This window comes from Gemmatimonadaceae bacterium, from assembly GCA_036496605.1.
Taxonomy (GTDB): domain Bacteria; phylum Gemmatimonadota; class Gemmatimonadetes; order Gemmatimonadales; family Gemmatimonadaceae; genus AG2.
Map to the genome: position 1 here is coordinate 51,456 of DASXKV010000054.1, position 17,627 is coordinate 69,082.

General features: G+C 64.9%; 15 protein-coding genes. 11 read left to right on the top strand and 4 right to left on the bottom strand.

Annotated elements, in window-relative coordinates:
- Nucleotides 1–137: 137 nt before the first annotated feature.
- Nucleotides 138–482, top strand: a complete 345-nt coding sequence (locus tag VGH98_21485; GenBank protein HEY2378567.1) for a PadR family transcriptional regulator — start codon at nucleotides 138–140, stop codon at nucleotides 480–482.
- Nucleotides 479–3,193: an ABC transporter permease gene (locus VGH98_21490; GenBank protein ID HEY2378568.1), complete on the top strand. Its 2,715-nt coding sequence runs from the start codon at nucleotides 479–481 to the stop codon at nucleotides 3,191–3,193. Before VGH98_21485 ends, VGH98_21490 begins: the two co-directional genes overlap by 4 nt.
- 185 nt (nucleotides 3,194–3,378) lie before the next feature.
- On the opposite strand, the gene VGH98_21495 is transcribed toward VGH98_21490, so the two are convergent.
- Nucleotides 3,379–3,936 (bottom strand): YceI family protein, encoded by a 558-nt coding sequence (locus tag VGH98_21495; protein ID HEY2378569.1) that lies wholly within the window; start codon nucleotides 3,934–3,936, stop codon nucleotides 3,379–3,381.
- Nucleotides 3,937–4,055: 119 nt separating this feature from the next.
- Between VGH98_21495 and VGH98_21500 the strand changes: the two genes are divergently transcribed.
- The 6 genes from VGH98_21500 (at nucleotide 4,056) to VGH98_21525 (ending at nucleotide 9,293) form a co-directional block, all read left to right on the top strand.
- Nucleotides 4,056–4,490 carry a helix-turn-helix domain-containing protein gene (locus VGH98_21500; GenBank protein ID HEY2378570.1) on the top strand — a complete coding sequence of 145 codons (435 nt, stop codon included), beginning with the start codon at nucleotides 4,056–4,058 and terminating at the stop codon, nucleotides 4,488–4,490.
- 174 nt (nucleotides 4,491–4,664) lie between these two features.
- On the top strand, nucleotides 4,665–5,195 hold the full coding sequence (locus VGH98_21505; GenBank protein ID HEY2378571.1) for a (2Fe-2S)-binding protein: 531 nt from the start codon (nucleotides 4,665–4,667) through the stop codon (nucleotides 5,193–5,195).
- A 9-nt stretch (nucleotides 5,196–5,204) separates the two neighbouring features.
- Nucleotides 5,205–7,574 (top strand): molybdopterin cofactor-binding domain-containing protein, encoded by a 2,370-nt coding sequence (locus VGH98_21510; protein ID HEY2378572.1) that lies wholly within the window; start codon nucleotides 5,205–5,207, stop codon nucleotides 7,572–7,574.
- A gap of 1 nt (nucleotide 7,575) precedes the next feature.
- Complete coding sequence (locus VGH98_21515; GenBank protein ID HEY2378573.1) at nucleotides 7,576–8,427, top strand: xanthine dehydrogenase family protein subunit M; 852 nt, start codon at nucleotides 7,576–7,578, stop codon at nucleotides 8,425–8,427.
- Nucleotides 8,428–8,540: 113 nt separating this feature from the next.
- A complete protein-coding gene (locus tag VGH98_21520; protein HEY2378574.1) occupies nucleotides 8,541–8,717 on the top strand; it encodes a hypothetical protein in 177 nt (58 codons plus the stop codon).
- Nucleotides 8,718–8,735: 18 nt separating this feature from the next.
- Nucleotides 8,736–9,293, top strand: a complete 558-nt coding sequence (locus tag VGH98_21525; GenBank protein ID HEY2378575.1) for a PRC-barrel domain-containing protein — start codon at nucleotides 8,736–8,738, stop codon at nucleotides 9,291–9,293.
- Nucleotides 9,294–9,307: 14 nt separating this feature from the next.
- On the opposite strand, the gene VGH98_21530 is transcribed toward VGH98_21525, so the two are convergent.
- Both VGH98_21530 and VGH98_21535 read right to left on the bottom strand, forming a co-directional pair.
- A complete protein-coding gene (locus tag VGH98_21530; GenBank protein ID HEY2378576.1) occupies nucleotides 9,308–12,454 on the bottom strand; it encodes a hypothetical protein in 3,147 nt (1,048 codons plus the stop codon).
- Between the two features lie 26 nt (nucleotides 12,455–12,480).
- The gene (locus tag VGH98_21535; GenBank protein ID HEY2378577.1) at nucleotides 12,481–13,488 is read right to left on the bottom strand and encodes an acetamidase/formamidase family protein; all 1,008 of its coding nucleotides are present in this window, start codon (nucleotides 13,486–13,488) and stop codon (nucleotides 12,481–12,483) included.
- A 135-nt stretch (nucleotides 13,489–13,623) separates the two neighbouring features.
- On the opposite strand from VGH98_21535, the gene VGH98_21540 reads away from it, so the two are divergent.
- Nucleotides 13,624–15,447, top strand: coding sequence for a methyl-accepting chemotaxis protein (locus VGH98_21540; GenBank protein ID HEY2378578.1), 1,824 nt, complete (start codon nucleotides 13,624–13,626; stop codon nucleotides 15,445–15,447).
- Nucleotides 15,448–15,571: 124 nt separating this feature from the next.
- Nucleotides 15,572–16,222, top strand: a complete 651-nt coding sequence (locus tag VGH98_21545) for a hypothetical protein (GenBank protein ID HEY2378579.1) — start codon at nucleotides 15,572–15,574, stop codon at nucleotides 16,220–16,222.
- A 66-nt stretch (nucleotides 16,223–16,288) separates the two neighbouring features.
- On the opposite strand, the gene msrA is transcribed toward VGH98_21545, so the two are convergent.
- Nucleotides 16,289–16,831 carry a peptide-methionine (S)-S-oxide reductase MsrA gene (msrA, locus tag VGH98_21550; GenBank protein HEY2378580.1) on the bottom strand — a complete coding sequence of 181 codons (543 nt, stop codon included), beginning with the start codon at nucleotides 16,829–16,831 and terminating at the stop codon, nucleotides 16,289–16,291.
- Between the two features lie 87 nt (nucleotides 16,832–16,918).
- Here msrA and VGH98_21555 point away from each other — a divergent pair, with 87 nt between their 5' ends.
- Nucleotides 16,919–17,608, top strand: a complete 690-nt coding sequence (locus VGH98_21555) for a hypothetical protein (GenBank protein ID HEY2378581.1) — start codon at nucleotides 16,919–16,921, stop codon at nucleotides 17,606–17,608.
- Nucleotides 17,609–17,627: the final 19 nt, after the last annotated feature.

Genomic DNA, 17,627 nt, shown 5'->3' on the forward strand with positions numbered 1-17,627 from the left:
GGGTGCAGGCTGGTAGAGGGCAGCGGGTAGAGCGTGGAGGGTGGACGGCCCACTGCCGGTAATTCTCCACGCTCTAACCCTCCACCCTCTACCCTCTGCCCGATACCCTCTACCCGCAACCCTCTACGCGGCGCGGCATGGCGTCCATTCCCGACCTCGATCTCTTACGCGGCACGCTCGACCTGCTCGTGCTCAAGACCCTGAGCTGGGGGCCGATGCACGGTCTCGCGGTCCTTCATCAAATCGAGGACGTCACGGGACAGCGGCTCCAGATCGAGGAAGGCGCTCTGTACCCTGCCCTGCATCGGATGGAACAGCGGGGTTGGCTGGACGCCGAGTGGGGATACACGGAGCGCAATCGTAAGGCAAAGTTTTATTGCCTAACGGCTGTCGGTCGCCGGCGGCTCACCGCCGAACTGCTCAAGTGGTCGCGCTATACGGAAGCAGTCGGACTGCTGCTCGCTCATGAGGGCGCGCGATGAAGCGCGATTCCGGGCGCCGACGCGTCTTCCGGATTCCATTCTCGCGGCGCGGGCTCGACCGCGACGTCGACGCCGAGCTCCGGTTCCATCTCGAGGGGCGGATCGAGGAGCTGATGGCGATGGGCATGTCACGCGACGAAGCCAGCGTCGAGGCGCGGCAGCGATTTGGTGACTTGGATTCGCATCGGCGCGAGCTGCGCGCCATCGATGAGGAGATGCAGAAGATGCGACAACGTCTCGAATTCACGGATACCGTTGGCCGGGAGTTGAAGTACGCGGTCCGCACCCTCGGTCGAAGCAGAACTTTTGCGGCGATGGCCTTCGTGACGCTCGCGTTAGGCCTCGGCGCGGCGATGGCGATCTTCACGATTCTCGACGCCGTGGTACTTCGGCCCCTTCCCTACGCGCACGGCGATCGTCTGGTGGCGCTCTCGTCCCCGGTGCCTGGCATCAAAGCGGCACCCGTGTGGGGACTCGCTCGACACGAGATGTACTACTTCAAACGAGAGAGTCACACGCTCGAGGATCTCGGTATCTACCGGACCGAGCTCGCGACGCTGACGGGCGACGGCGGCGCGACACAGCCAGAGCGCGCGCCCGCGGCGTATGTGAGCGCGAGTCTGTTCGGCGTCCTCGGTATAGTGCCGGAACGCGGAAGACTACTGAATCCGGACGACAATCTGCGAGCGACAGACACCCTCGACGCTGCATTGATGAGCCACGGCCTATGGGAGCGTCGGTACGCCGGCGATACGACGATAGTGGGAAAGCGAATCGATCTCGACGGCTACCCGGTCACGGTCGTTGGCGTATTGCCGCCGAGCGCGCAGTTACCGGATTACAAGGTCGACTTGTGGCTGCCGCTCGACATGAATCCGGCTTCGCCGGCGCGCAGCAATCACATCTTCAGCGTGATTGGTCGAATGCGACGGGGAGTGGACATCGCGAACGCGCAACGAGAGCTCACGGCGCTGACCGCACGGTTCCCGACGGCGTTTCCCAACGTCTACACACCGAAAATGATGGAAGGAACGGGCTTCACAACGCTCGTGAAGTCGCTCCGCGACGATGTCGTTGGAAGTTTGGTGACCAAGTCGATCTGGATTCTCTTCGCGGCAGTGATCGTGGTACTCCTCATCGCGGCCGCGAATGTCGCCAACCTTTTTCTCGTTCGCGTGGAGACGCGGCGCCTCGAGGCGGCGGTACGTAGCGCGATCGGCGCGAGTCGCGGCGCTTTGGCGGTACACTCTCTCGCCGAGAGCCTGGTGCTCACCGGAATGGCCGCGTTAGGCGCGATCGGCGTCGCGTGGGCGGGGCTGCACTTTCTCGTCGCGCTCGCGCCATCCGACCTCCCGCGCCTAGACGAAGTTCATCTGGGTTGGACAGGCTTCGCCTTCACCATCGTCTGCGCGCTCGTCGCCGGGATCACTCTCGGGCTTTTGCCCTCGCTCCGCGGTCAGGTCGACCTGGCCATGCTTCGTGAGGGAGGGCGCGGCTCGACGGGTGCGCCGCGGCGGCTCGCCACGCGCAACATACTCGTCACATCGCAGATGGCACTCGCGCTCATCTTGCTGACGGCGGCGGGACTTCTCGTCAGAAGCCTGAGAAACCTGCGTGGCGTTCACCCTGGCTTCGACCCGACGAACGTCATGACGATGTCGCTCTCGTTGCCTAACGGGCGCTATCGCTCGCCCCAGATCGCGAACGCCTTCTTCGAGCAGCTCGCGGCACGCGTTCGCGCACTCCCTGGCGTGCTCTCCGTCGGTTTCGGCGGCGCCCTGCCGCTCGAGAGCTCCGAGCTCTGCACGGGCGCGGTCGTCGACGTTCCCGGACCCTCGGGCGAACGCAGCGATTGCGTGCAGATGATGCAGGTGACCCCCGGTTACTTCGAGACGTTGCGGATTCCGCTCCGCGGCCATGCTCCCGATTGGCCCGAAAATGATCGCGGCGGGGCGAGCGCCGTGGTCAGCGAAGCTTTCGCGAATCGATTCTGGCCTAACGAGGACGCGATCAATCGTGGCGTCAAGTGCTGCAACGGGATGCCGCCGTTCTATCGCATCTCGGGCGTTACGGGACCCGTACGGACGCACGGACTCGACCGATCCCCTGGGCAAGTCGTGTACTTCCCGATGATTCCTTTCGCCAGGAATCCCGGCATCGAAGGCCTTCCGCTGTTCATGCGATTGGTCGTACGGACGGCAGCTGGCATGTCGAACAGTGTGCTGCCGGCTATTCGCCGTGCCGTGAATGAGATCGATCCGCAGGTTCCGATCAGCGACATCGCGCCGATGGAGCAGTTGCTTGCCCAATCGCTGGCGCGGCGCTCGTTCACGATGATGCTCCTTGCAGCCGCCGCCGCGCTGGCCCTCGTGCTGAGCGCCGTGGGCATCTACGGCGTCATCTCGTACGTCGTCGCGCAGCGGCGCAGCGAGATCGGCATCCGCATGGCGCTCGGGGCGCGCGCCGAGGACGTGCGGGGGATGGTCGTCAGGCAATCGCTCGTGCTGGCGGGCATCGGCGTGTTGATTGGACTCGCCTGTGCGTTGGCGACGACGCGCGTGCTGGGTGCGCTGCTTTTCGGCGTCAGCCCGAACGACCCGCTGGTCCTGATCTGCGCGACGCTGCTGCTGGTGATACTTGCAACGGTTGCGAGCTACGCCCCCGCCGTGCGCGCGTCACGTGTCGATCCCGTGGAAGCGCTTCGAGGTTGAGCGCGGACGAGAAGAGCGCAAACGATTTTTTTCAAAGAGTCGTCAACGACTTCTCGTCCGGCAGTGTCCGCGCTTGTCCGGCCTTGTCTGTGTTAAGATGGTTGATCGTCGCTGCCGCGAGGAACTCGCGATTGTCTCGATCTGGAAGAGCAGATCCTCATCCCTCGCCCCTCCCCGGTTGAGTGTTACGCCTGCTTCACCAACTCGACCTCTATCGACATCTTGATGTCGTCGCCGAGCACCCAGCCGCCGGCATCGAGCGCCTGATTCCAGTGCAAGCCAAACTCCTTGCGGTTGATCTTGCCGTTCGCGGCGAAGCCCATGCGCTCCCCGCCCCACGGATCACGGCCCCGCCCCTGGAACTCGGCGTCGAACGTGACTTCGCGCGTGTTCCCACGAATCGTTAGGTCCCCGATGAGCTTGAACTCGCCCTGGAGGTCGCCATCGATACGCTTGCTTTTGAACGTCATCGTGGGGTGATGCTCGGCGTCGAAGAAGTCGGGTGAGCGGAGGTGATTGTCGCGCTGCTCGTTCTGCGTCGTGATCGTCGCGATCGGGATCTCGATCTCGACCCGCGATTGCTTTGGCTCGGATTCGTCGTAGCGGATTGCGCCTTTCACGTCTGCGAAACGGCCCTTCACGGTGGAGATCATCAGATGCTTGACCGCGAACTCGACCAGTGAGTGCGTCGGATCGATCGTCCACGTGGTGACGCCGGTGGCGGGCGTGGCAGTAGTAGTCATTGAAGGAGTCCTCTCAGGCGATGAAATGGTGTTGCACCAGCAATGCTTATGTATGGTGAGAGACTATACTTTGGTAAGTTACTCTTGTCAAGTGACCAACCCGCCATAGATTTGTGGGCATGTCCGATGCCGTCAACCTCTGTCCCCGGTTTCACGTAGCCGTCGAGCTCATCGGCGGGCGCTGGACGGGCGCAATCATCAGCTGTCTACTTGGCGGTCGCGCGCGCTACAACGGGCTCCGGGCGGCGATCCCCGAGATCAGCGACCGGATGCTCTCCGAGCGTCTGCGGGCGCTCGAGTGCGAAGGGCTGCTGACTCGGACGGTCGTTCCCGAGTCGCCGGTGCGAGTTGAGTACGAGCTCACGGCGAAAGGCCGCGCCTTGCAGGACTCGCTCGACGCGATCGGGAAATGGGCGACACGGTGGATTGGCGAGGCCGACCTGAACCGCGCAGCGGGCACCAAGCCGCCCGCACCGCGAGAGCGCGCCCCGGAACGAAGCCGGGCCGCGGCGAGCAAACGCACCACTCGGCCCAAGGCCGCCAAGCGCCGCTGACCGCGTGCGGCCCGACCAGGCCGCACCGATAAGTGTCCTTTGCGCTGCTTGACGGCACCCCAGGTCGCACGCATGCTAGGGGGTCACCCGACGACCGCCAGCGGCGGCCGCCACGACCACACCGAACTGAGGCCACGTCGCGTCGCGGCGCTCGAGTCTCGAGGAGCGAGTGGAATGGTGGACATTCACGTTACGGTGAACGGTGCTCCGCACCACGACGAGGTTGAGCCGCGTCTTCTCCTCGTCCACTACCTTCGCGAGTCGCTCGGCCTAACGGGGACTCACGTCGGGTGCGACACGAGCCAGTGTGGCGCCTGTACCGTGTTGCTCGACGGCAAGTCCGTGAAGTCGTGCACCGTTCTCGCGGCGCAAGCCGACGGTGCCGAGGTCACGACGATCGAAGGGGTCGCGAGCGGCGGTGTCATGCACCCGGTGCAGAATGCCTTCCACCAGGAGCACGGTCTGCAATGCGGCTTCTGCACGCCGGGTATGGTCATGGCGGCGATCGACCTCCTGCAGCGCACGCCGCATCCAACGGATGAGCAGATTCGAATCGGCCTCGGGGGCAACCTCTGCCGTTGCACGGGCTATCACAACATCGTAAAGGCGGTCAAGGCCGCCGCGGAAAAAATGGCGCCCGCCGTTGCGGAGGAGCCGCCGCGCCAAAGCATTCACACGCCAATCGGCGTCCCCATCGTGCACTGAGGAGGACCCATGTCTCAGGCCCATGGTAGTAGCTCGGTGTTCGGCGAGAGCGTCCTGCGGCGCGAGGATGAGCGTTTTCTCACGGGGCGGGGCCGGTACACGGACGACGTGACGCTGCCCGGTACGACGCACGCCGCATTCGTGCGCAGCCCCCACGCACACGCGCGCATCCTCGCGATCGACACGAGCAGAGCACAGGCGCTGCGCGGCGTCCGTGGCGTGTTCACGGGCGCGCAGCTCGCCGGCGCGGGAGTCAACGGGATTCCCACCGCCTGGCTTCTCCCCGACATCAAGACGCCTACCCATCCGCCAATGGCGATCGACCGGGTGCGGTATGTCGGCGAGGCAGTCGCGGTGGTAATCGCCGACAATGCCTACGTCGCGCGAGACGCCGCCGATCTTGTCGTCATCGAGTACGACGTGCTCCCGGCCGTCACGGATACGGCGACCGCGGCCGACAGCGCGACCCTCGTCCACGACGACGCGCCGGCCAACCGATGCTTCCACTGGACGATCGGAGACGCCGGCGCGACGGATGCGGCGTTCGCCAGCGCCTCGCACGTCGTTAGGCAGCGGCTCGTCAACAACCGCCTCGCCGCGGTTGCCATGGAGCCGCGGTCGTCACTCGCGAGCTACGATCGCGGCACGGACGAGCTGACGCTCTGGGTGACGTCGCAGAATCCGCACGTGCACCGATTGATCATGGGTGCGTTCGTCCTCGGCATCCCCGAGCACAAGTTCCGCGTGATCGCGCCCGATGTCGGCGGTGGATTCGGCTCGAAGATCTTCATCTATCCCGAGGAGTGTGTTCTCGCCTGGACGACCAAGCAACTTGGCCGGCCCGTGAAGTGGACCGCGACGCGGAGTGAGAGTTTTCTCACGGACTCCCAGGGTCGAGACCATGTGACCGACGCCGAGCTTGCCCTCGATGCGGAGGGACGCATTCTCGGGTTGCGCGTGCGAACGGTCGCGAACCTGGGCGCGTACCTGACGCTCTTCGCGCCGTGTGTGCCGACCTATTTGTACGCGACGCTCCTCTCGGGCGTGTATCGCATCCCGGCGATTTACGCGGAAGTCGACGCGGTCTTCACGAACACAACGCCCGTCGATGCCTACCGCGGCGCGGGGCGCCCCGAAGCCGCCTACGTCGTCGAGCGGATGGTCGACCTCGCCGCGCAGCAAATCGGCTTGAATCCAGCCGCGATTCGTCGCCTGAATTTCATTTCAGCCGACAGCTTCCCGTATCAGACACCCGTCGCGCTCGTGTATGACAGCGGCAACTACGCTCCGGCCCTCGAGCTCGCGCTTCGGACCGTCGATTACCCGAAGATCCTCGAGGAGCAGGCGCAGGCGCGGCGCGATGGCCGGTACATTGGCATCGGCCTCTCGACATACATCGAGGCGTGCAGCATTGCTCCGTCGCAGGTCGTCGGATCGTTAGGTGCGCAGGCGGGCCTCTGGGAGAGCGCCTCGGTCCGCGTTCACCCAACGGGCAAGGTTTCCGTATTCACCGGCTCGCATGCGCATGGGCAGGGACACGAGACGACCTTCTCGCAGCTCGTGTCGCACGAGCTGGGAATTCCGATGGACGACATCGAGATCGTTCACGGCGACACGGGCCGCGTGCCATTCGGCATGGGAACCTACGGCAGCCGTAGCGCCGCGGTCGGCGGGACCGCGATTCACAATGCAATCATCAAGATTACCGAGAAGGCGAAGCGGCTCGCGGCACATCTTCTCGAGGCAGCACCCGAAGACGTCGTGCACGAGAATGGCCAATACTTTGTGCGCGGCGCGCCCGATCGCGGCAAGAGCTTCGGCGAGATCGCGCTCGCCGCGTATCTCGCGCACAAATACCCGAGCGACCTCGAGCCCGGCCTCGAGGCGAACAGCTTCTACGACCCGAGCAACTTCACCTTCCCCTTCGGCGCGCATGTCGCCGTCGTCGAGGTCAAACGCGACACCGGCGAAGTGAAGGTGCTTCGCTACATCGCGGTCGATGATGTCGGGAATGTGATCAATCCGATGATCGTCGACGGAATGGTGCACGGGGGCGTGACGCAGGGCATCGCCCAGGCGCTCTGGGAGGAAGTTCGCTACGACGACACGGGCCAGCCGGTAACCGCATCGCTCATGAACTACGCGGTCCCGCGAGCGGATCAATTGCCGAGCTTCGAAACCGCGCGCACGGTGACACCGACGCCAGTGAACCCGTTAGGCATCAAGGGCGCAGGGGAGACGGGCACCATCGCGGCGACACCGGCGATTGTCAACGCCGTGATGGACGCGCTCGCTCCATTTGGCGTGAAGCACCTCGATATGCCGCTCACCTCGGAGAAGCTCTGGACGGCAATGCAGACCGCTGACGGGAGGGCGTGACATGTACCCCGCACCCTTTGAATACACGGCGCCGGCGACGATCGACGAAGCGCTCGCGCTCCTCGCGGAGCACGGAGAGAACGCGAAACTGCTCGCCGGTGGCCATAGCTTGCTGCCGCTGATGAAGCTGCGCTTCGCGCAGCCAACACACGTCGTCGATTTGCGCCGCATTCCTTCCCTGCGCGGCATTCGTCGCGAGAGTGGATCGTTGATCATCGGCGCGATGACGACCTACAACGAGCTGGCGACGAGCGCGGATATCAGGGACGCCGCGCCAATCGTCGCCGATGCCGCGTCGCAGATTGGTGATCCACAAGTTCGTAACCGTGGAACCATCGGTGGCAGCCTCGCCCACGCCGATCCGGCGGCGGATCTCCCCGCGGTGATCCTCGCGCTCGGTGCGACCATCGTCGCCGTGGGACGAGCTGGGCGTCGAACGATTCACGCCGACGCGTTCTTCCGCGAGCTGTTCGCAACCGCGCTCGACCCAGAAGAGCTGCTCGCCGAGATACGGATTCCGGTATCGACCGCGCGGTCGGGTAGCGCCTACGCCAAGCATCCGCATCCCGCGAGTCGATTTGCTCTCGTTGGCGTTGCGGCGACGGTGGACCTCGAGCGGATGAGTGATCGAATCCAACGCGTCCGCGTTGCGGTCACGGGTTTCGGGACCACGCCGTTACGGGCGATCCGCGTCGAGGAAGTGCTTGCGGGTCGTACCGCGGATCCCGACACCATTGCGGTCGCAGCGATGGAGCTCGACGCCGGCGCTCAAGGAGGCGACGCGTACAAGGTGCAACTTGCGCGCGTGTGTGCAGACGCCGCGTTGCGTCGCGCCGCGGAGCGGGCTCGGTAGGCACAGTATTCGCCGGCTACGCGAAGAGGAAGTAGCATCGCGAGCGCGTGGCGCCCCATTTGCAACAGTCTCCCTCCGCTGTCATACCCGAACCGAGTGGAGGGAGGAACGCGATGGCCGAAATTCGTGTCGAGCCGCAGCAACGCGGACGTGGACGGCTTTGGCTGCTGATCCTTCTGCTCATCATCGTCGTCGCCGCCGTGTGGTACTTCATGAGCAGGCGAAACGCAGGCGGCGTGGCCACTGCGTCGACACCGGCTCCCGCGTCCGCACCAGCGACGACACCCTAACAAGCAGGAGGCGGTGAGATGGCGGACATCGATCGCGACCGGCAGCGCGATGCAGCCGGCGTGGGACCGTACGCGCGCGACGCCGAGCGGCTCGTTCCGCTCGAGGATCTGGGGAGTTGGGATGTCGCCGAAGGCGAGCCCGATATTCGTGGGTGGGAAGTTCGCACGGTGGGCGGTCGCGACCTCGGCAAAGTGAAGGAGCTACTTGTCGATCCGGACGCGCACGAAGTCGTGATGCTCGACGTCGATCTCACCGGAAGCGATCAGCACGCGCTCGTGCCGCTGCGCATGGTGGAGATCGATCGCCCGCGTCGTGTCGTGCGGATGGACTCGGCGGACCTCACTCCGGCCGAGCGCGAGGCCGTCGGCGAGGCGAAAGAGAAACGCGCCGAACGCCGTGAGTGGTCGGACTCCGGGCGGGTGCGCTACGCTGGCCGCGCCGACGAGGAGAAGGTGGTCGAGCGTCGGCCGATGGTCGAAGAGGTAGTCGTTAGGCGGCGGGTCGTGGAGGATGCAAAGGACGAAGCAGCGCCGCGCCGGCTCGACGACGCGGATCGCTCGGAGCGATCGGACTAGCGGCCTCTGGACGGTTACTTATCGCCCGTACTGAGCTTCGGCAGTCCCGCGCGCTCGAGCTGCGTGCTGACCGCGGGAACATCCTTGGTACGAAGCGTGGACCACGCGGCGAGGAGCGACGCCAGCTGGCGCTGAAGGTCTGCAACGGCGGCAAGTACTTGCGTCGTCGGCGCACGGTCGCTGCCGTGGACGATGGCGTAGACCGCGGCAAGCTCGCCGTTGAGCGCCGTGAACGAGCTTGCCGTGCCGCCGCGGCGACCACCGCGACCACCGCGACCACCGCGACCGCCGCCACCGCCGCCCTCGAGTCCCGCTGCTTTCGCGTCGAGGGCAGCGATCGCGTCTCCGACGGATGCGCTGGCACGCTCCCGGGCCGCGCGTAATTCGGCGCGCAGTGCACGGATCTGCGCGAGGGCGTCCGAGTCCTGACGAAGGGCGTGCGTTACTTGCTGCGCGGCAGCGAATTGCTGGCGGAGATCGGCCAGCGGCGTCTTCACACGAGGATCCATTCGCACGATGAGTGGCTGCGTGAGGGACTTACCGCCAGCCGTTAGGCGCACGGTGTACTGACCAGGTAGCGCCCATGGACCGCGGGGCTCGCGCGGTGTGTCGCGCAGAATGGCCGCGATGGGATAGGCGGTGCTGAGCACGGCCGGGCGCTCGTAGGTGAGATCCCAGACGAAGCGATGCATACCCGGCGCCGCCGAGAGGACGTGCGTCTGACGGATCCAATACGCGGGGATGTTCCCGATGTCGGACGCGGCCATCGCCGTATCGGTGCTGGCGTAATGCCTAACGACTCGGCTCGATGCGTCGAGAATCTCGAGCGTCGCCGGGCCGGTCGTACCCGCACCGATGACGTAATCGAGGATGGCGCCGTCCGGTGGATTCTCGCCCGCCGGTTCGTCAGGCGGTATCGGCGTATCCGTGTTCTTGTTCCAGCGAAATCGCGTCGCGACTTGGGGCGCGAAGAGCGTTGTCGTCATCGATTGTGGCTTGGCCGCCGCCAACTGCCGCAAGGCCGTGATATCGTCGAGGATCCAGAAGCTGCGGCCGTGCGTGGCGAGGACGATGTCATCGTCCTTGATGACGAGATCGCGAATCGATGTCGCCGGCATGTTGAGCCGGAGCGACTGCCAGTGATCGCCGTCGTCGAACGAGACCCAGACGTGCGTCTCGGAGCCGGCGAAGAGCAGCCCGCGGCGCTTCGGATCTTCGCGCACGACGTTGATGATCGCTCCACTATCGATGCCGGTGACGATCTCCGTCCAGTTCTTGCCGCCGTCTCGCGTCCGCCAGATGTGCGGGCGAAGATCATCGCGGCGGAAGGTGTTCACGGCGGCATACGCCGTGTTCGCGTCGAAGTGCGACGCGTCCATGAGCGAGATCTTGCTCCACGGTGCGGCGCGGAGTACGGCCGGCGTCACGTCGCGCCAGTTCTTGCCGCCGTCCGTCGTGAGATGTATGAGGCCGTCGTCACTTCCCGCCCAGATCACGTCCTCGCGCAATGGCGACAGCGCGAGAGTGTAGATCACGCCCGGATGGCGTGAAGCAGCCACGGGCTCACCAGCGTACTTGCCGACATTCGGCGGCACGACCGAATCGGTGCGGGTGAGATCAGGACTGATCTGCTGCCAACTGCGTCCGCCGGTGAGCGTTTTCCAAACCACGTTCGACGCGAAGAAGAGGGCGTGTGGATCGAGCGGCGAGAAAAGCAAGGGCGCGGTGCGGAGAACACGATAGTCACTCGCACGCAATGCCTTCGGCGCAATCTCCTGGACGTCCCCCGTGCGCCGATCATAGCGCGTCACTTTGCCACCGTACACGATGTCGGGATCGAGCGGATCGGGAGCAACGTATCCGTACTCTTCGACTCCGACCGGATGCCAATCACGAAAAGTGATCTCACCGTCGTCGCCGCGGCTCGAGACGCACGCCGATCCCGACTCCTGCTGACCGCTGCAGACGCGATACGGAAATGCGTTGTCGGTGATGACGTGATAGAATGCTGCCGTGGGCTGGTTGTACCACGAGCTCCAACTCTCGCCACCATTCACCGTCACGATCGCGCCCTGATCGCCGGCGACGAGCATCGTATTCGGATCGTTTGGGTTGATCCAGATCCTGTGATAATCGTCGCCGCCCGGCGCGCCACGGAGCGCAGCGAAGGTCTTCCCCCCGTCGACGGACTTCCACGTCACCACGCTCGCCGTGTAGACGATGTCGGGATTCCTCGGGTCGACCTTGACCTCGGCGAAGTCCGACGCGCGGCCAGCGACGCGACTATCTTGAGTAACTTTATACCAGTTCTCGCCGGCATCGTCCGAGCGATAGAGACCGCTGTTGCGATTCGCGTCCACGGTCGCGAACATGCGGCTGGGCATCGTCGGCGCGACCGTGATACCGATGCGTCCGAGGCCGTCCTGCTCGAAGGTCGGAAGCCCCTTCCCGATCTGACGCCAGGTCGTACCGCCATCGATCGATTTGAACAGGCCGCTGCCTGGCCCCGAGAACTGTCCATTCTCCCAGGGCGCCTGACGGGCCTCCCAAAGCACGGCGTACACGATCATCGGGTCGGCAGGGTCGAGAATGACGTCGACGCCGCCGGTGCTCTCGTCCTTGTATAGAACTTTCTCGAACATGGAACCGCCGTTGCTGGATCGGTAGATCCCTCGCTCGGCGTTCGGCCCGTACGGATGACCGAGGACCGCGACGAAAAGGCGATTCGGGTCGCGTGGATCGACGACGATCTGCGGTATTTGCTGACCGTCGCGCAGTCCCAGATGCGACCACGACTTCCCGCCATCGGTCGACTTGTAGATCCCGTCGCCCGTCGAGAGGTCCGGTCGCTGCAAGCCTTCGCCGCTGCCGACATAGACCACACTCGGATTCGAGGGCGCGATCGCGATGGCGCCGATCGAGCCTGTCGGTTGGTCATCGAAGATCGGCTTCCAGGTGCGACCGTAATCAGTGGTCTTCCAGACGCCGCCGTCGACCACGCCGATATAGAAGACGTTAGGCTGATTCGGGATTCCCGCCGCGGCCTTGGTGCGGCTCGCGCGGTGCGGGCCGATCATGCGCCACTTCATCTCCCCGAACAGCTGCGGAGCGACCTGTTGTGCTTTGAGTGCAGATGCGACGAGTGTAAGAAGGACTGCCATCCTGAGCGACGCAAGAAGTTGTCTCATCATTTGAAAATGTTCTTGGGAATCATGACGTGGACGCCGAGCGTCCCGTCGACGAGCTCGGTGATATCGACATCGCACGCGACGCTTGTGAGCATATAGGCATCGTCGCGCGACAAGCCCTTCGTTGTGACGAGAAAGTTGATCGCCTCGCGCACGGCTTGCTTCGTCGCCGTGACGAGATTCGAGTCGATGCCCATCGTGATCCAGTGTGTCGGTGTCTCGGCTCGCGGCATTGTGAGATGCAGATCCTTACGGACGATGAGCTTGAAGCGCCCCGTGAGCGACGTCTCCATCGCGGTGATGTCCACCTCGCCATTGCCCTGCCCTGCGTGGCCGTCGCCGATCTCGAGAAGCGCACCCTTGGCCCAGACCGGGATGTACAGGGTCGTTCCGGCGACGAGCTCCTTGTTGTCGAGATTCCCGGCGTGAATGCCGGGCGGCGCGCTGCTGATCCGGCCCATCGACGCTGGTGGCGCAACACCGATACTCCCGAAGAACGGATGCAGCGGCACCGTTATCCCAGGCGCGAATTGCGCCGTCATGTGCTTTTTGTCGAGCGGGATGATCTTCGTTTTAGCGTATTCGTAATCCTCGGGCAGGAAGCCGCGACGAGGGCCGAAGCCATTGTAGGCATACGGAATCGCAAGTTCGATCGACTCGATGCGGATCTCGAGAACGTCGCCCGAGTCCGCGCCTTCGACATAGATCGGGCCCGTGAGGATATGTCCACCGGGCCCGCGGACTTTCACCGAATCGTAGATCGCGCGAAGGGATGTCTGGATGTCCGCCGGCTTCACGCCGACCTGCTCGAGACGCGTCGGACTGGACGTGATTTCCGTCCCGACGATGACCTCGTCGCCCGAGTGTACGCGAAGGACCGGTGTCGCTGCTGCATCGTAGTAACCGAAGGCCACGGTGGCCGGCGACGGCATGAGGGTATGGACGCGCTGCGCATGCGCTACGGCCGCGCTCGCAAGCATTGTGAGTGTTATCGCGAGTCGAGTCATGTTCCGGAGAAGTGATGTGTCGCAGTCGGTCAGATGAGCCGGGCGAAAGGTGCGTAGAGCCGCGCGACGGTGCCAGAGGCGTGTTACACGGCACTCTCGCGGGCGTCATCTGCAGTGAGCCAACTGCCTCCGAAAATGCCGATCCGCACTCCTGCCCGTGGCGCGAACGAGTCGCGGCAGAGCGGAGCCAATCCGCTCCGGGAGAAGGCGTTCGCGGCGCTCCACGGGGTGACGCGCGAGCTGAGCATCCAGCGCAAGATTCGCTTGCTGCCGACGATCGGCGGCGCGGCCATGTTCGCCATTCTCGTGATGACGATCGCGTTCGGAATGTTGAGCCGTCACAGCACAACGCGGATCCGCGACGGTTATTACCCGTCGGCACGGCTCAGCGCCGACCTGCGCGAGCGACTCGCGGCAATGGAGCACCGCTTTGATGATGCCAGCATCACGAAGCAACCGCAGGCGCTCAGAGACGCCGACACACAGCTCGACTCGGTGATCCGAGAGCTGGACGCCGCGCGAAAAAACCCCGTGCTCGACGTCCCAACAATCGAAGCGCTGCGGACGGCCGTGCGGCACTATCATGCATCCGCACGGCGCGTGAGCGAGCGCATGATCGCCGGTGAAACCGGCGACAGCATCGCGGACGCCACGGCGTGGACCACGAAGCAATACGATGCGCTCCGTGCCGAACTGGACGCGACCGCCGTCGCCGATCAGGAGCGCATCGAGAGCGCCTTCACGTCAGCAAGCCGACTCGAGCTCGCGACCTCGATCGCCATCGGGATCGTAGCGTTAGGCGCCGTCGCGTTTCTGTGGGTGCTGTCGCTCTTCACGGAGGAACTATTGACGCGCACGCTCACCGATCCGATCGGCGAAGCGGCACACGTCGCCGACCGCCTCGCGCGCGGCGACGTGACGGTCACGATTCCTTCGAGCGTCGATGGCGAGGTGGGGCGGCTGCTGCGCGCGATGGAACAGATGGTCCAGTACCTGAAGGAGATGGCGACGGCCGCGGAGGCAATCGCCGCGGGCGACGTCACCGTGCACATGGAGCCGCGTTCGGCGCAGGACGCCTTCGGCGTCGCGTTCCGGCACATGACGCAGTATCTGCAGTCGATGGCGCAGGTGGCGGACAGCGTCTCGGCGGGAAACCTCGCGCAAGCGGTCGAGCCGCGCTCGTCCGCCGACACGTTCGGCCGTGCGTTCGCGTCGATGATCGGTACCTTGTCGACGGCCGTCGCCGAATTGCGCGGCGCGGCGCAGGCGATCGCCGGCGCCGCGGCCGAGGTGGCGTCGTCGGCGCAGGAGCTCTCGCAGAGCACCTCGGACGAAGCGGCCGTCGTGCAGCAGGCCAGCGCCGCAATCGACCGCGTGCATTCGCTCGTTAGGCGAAACGCCGAGACGAGCCGTGAGACGGAGGAGCTGGCGCAGCGTGGCGCGAACGACGCCGAGCAGAGCGGCCACGCGACGCAGGACACCTTGCGCGCAATGCATCGCATCACCGAGCGGATCTCCGCCGTCGGTGAGATCGCGACGCAAACGAACCTCCTCGCGCTCAACGCGGCGATCGAGGCTGCGCGCGCCGGCGAGCATGGCCGCGGCTTCGCCGTCGTCGCTGCGGAAGTCCGTCAATTGGCCGAGGGCAGTCATCAGGCGGCGCAGGAGATCCAGACGCTCGTCTCCTCGAGTCATGGCGTCGCCCAGCGGTCGAGCGAACTGTTGACGACGCTCGTTCCGGCGATTGCGCAGACCGCGGCGCTCATGCAGCGCATCGCGTCGGCATCCGCGGAGCAGACGAATGGACTGAGCGAGGTGACGAGCGCGATGCGTGGCGTCGATCAGGCGACCCAACGGAACGCCGCCGCTGCGCAGCAACTCGCCGCGACAGCCGCGGAGATGTCGGCGCAGGCTGAAGTGCTTCAGGACTTGATTAGTACGTTCAAATTGGCGGCGTAGCGCGTGGACGGCGGGAACCGCGGAAAGCATGAGGGGCGGAAGCCCCGTGAAATGCGGAAACCGCTTCATGCGCGGTTCCCGCGGTTCGCAACGCCAAGGAACACATTCTGCATGCCTTCGCTGCATGACTGACGAAACAGCTCAACTTCGCCGCGAGATGGCAGGCACGCGCGACCGCATGGCGCGCGATATCGACGAATTGCGCGATCGCGCCAGACGGCGAGTCGATGCCGGGCGATTGGTGCGTGAGCACCCATGGTCTGCGCTTGGCGCCGCGGTCGCGCTTGGTGCAGTCATCGGAGGTACCGGCGCCGATGAGAAGGTCGCGTCCGCCGCAGCGAGTGCCGTCACTGGCAGGACTGCGAAACGGCGATCTCACGAGGACCGCGACGAGAGCCAGGCGCCGGTCGTCGAGGAGCATCGCCATCGGCCCGGAATCGGCGAGCGACTGGTCGGAATGCTCGGCGCAACGGTGGCGGCCACGCTGGACCGCGTGATCGATGAAGTGCGTGTCGCCTCACGCGAGTGGGGCGCGCGGAGGTCTCCCTCGATGCAGCGCGTGGCGCGACGAGCGCCCGTCGCCGCGGCCGCAGTGGTCGGGGCGGTGGGTCATGAAGGTGCGACCGACCGCGCCGTCGACGCCGTCCCTGTGCCTAACGAGATGGCACCTGCCGAGTTGGGGCTACGCGCTGAGGCGGTCGAGGCCGTCGGTGGCGGAACGCACGAGCCGCCCCTCGAGCCCGGAGCCGGCGAGCTCGGCGCGCGTTGGTCGTAGACGCCGCCGCGGTTGGTGATTAGTCGTGGGTGATGGGCGAATTCGGAGTCCCGCCAGCAACCGCCGTTAGGCGCGCATCTTTTCGAGGAACTTTTGCCGGAATTTCGCGACTTTCGGCGCGATGACGACCTGGCAGTACGGCTGCTCGGCGTTGTTCGCGAAGTAGTCTTGATGATAGCGCTCGGCAGAATAGAACGTGGTGAGCGGTTCGATCTTCGTCACGATCGGATCGTCCCATAGTTTCTCTGCCGTGATCTCGGCAATCACCTCGCGCGCCGTGCGCGCTTGCTCGTCCGAGTGCGTGAAGATCACCGAGCGATACTGAGTCCCGATGTCGGCGCCCTGACGATCCTCCGTCGTTGGATCATGGATCGTAAAGAAGACGTCGAGGAGCTCGCGGTACGTAACCTTTGTTGGATCGAAGGTGATCTGGACAACTTCGGCGTGCCCCGTCTGCCCGCTGCAGACTTCGCGATACGTCGGGTTCGGCGTCGTGCCACCCGCATACCCGGATTCCACTTTCTCTACGCCTCGCAGCTCGCGATAGACCGTATCGAGACACCAGAAACATCCGCCACCGAGCGTAGCTGACTCGCGCTCGCCTGTCATTTTACACACTCCTCCTGATTTCTCTCCGAAAGTTATCGATGCTGTCCAGTCGAGCGGGGTACGGTCTTCACATGTAGCTTGAGCGCGATGACCGGCCCGTCCCACTCCCCCCGCGCGGCATCAGCGCGTCAGCCCGAGCCGCGCTGGCCCGTGGCGATCGCGCTCCTCGCCGCCGCCAGTCTGCACTTCGTGTTGCCGCGCTCGCTCTTGATGGGGCCACCGTGGATGGTCCTCGGCGCGGTCGCGACTCTCATCGTTCTCGCGACGTATGCGCGCCGACGGCGGCGCTGGGCGCTCAACGAGCGGCTGAGCTATTTCGCGCTTTTCGTACTGACGGCGGCGCTGATCTTCGGCCTCGCCGGGCTCCTGTGGGCTCTGCCTCGACGACTCGAAGCACCCGCGGCACTGCTCCGATCAGCGGCAGTGCTGTGGGCGACGAACGTCGTGGTTTTCGCTGCCTGGTACTGGCGGCTCGACGCGGGCGGTCCCAACGCGCGAGATTTTCGCGACAAGCACGTCCGGGGCGCGTTCCTCTTTCCTCAAATGCTGCTGCCCGGCGCCGACGAGGAGCTGACGCTGGCCGAGGATGCGTTGGACGCCAACTGGCGGCCGGGATTCGTCGATTATTTGTTCCTCGCGTTCAACACGAGTACGGCCTTCTCACCGACCGACGTTCCGGTGCTTTCGCGATGGGCGAAGGGAATGATGATGGTGCAGTCGTGCATCTCGTTCACGAGCGTCGCCGTCATTGTCGCACGGGCCGTGAACATACTCTAATCTTCCGAGAAGTTCAGAG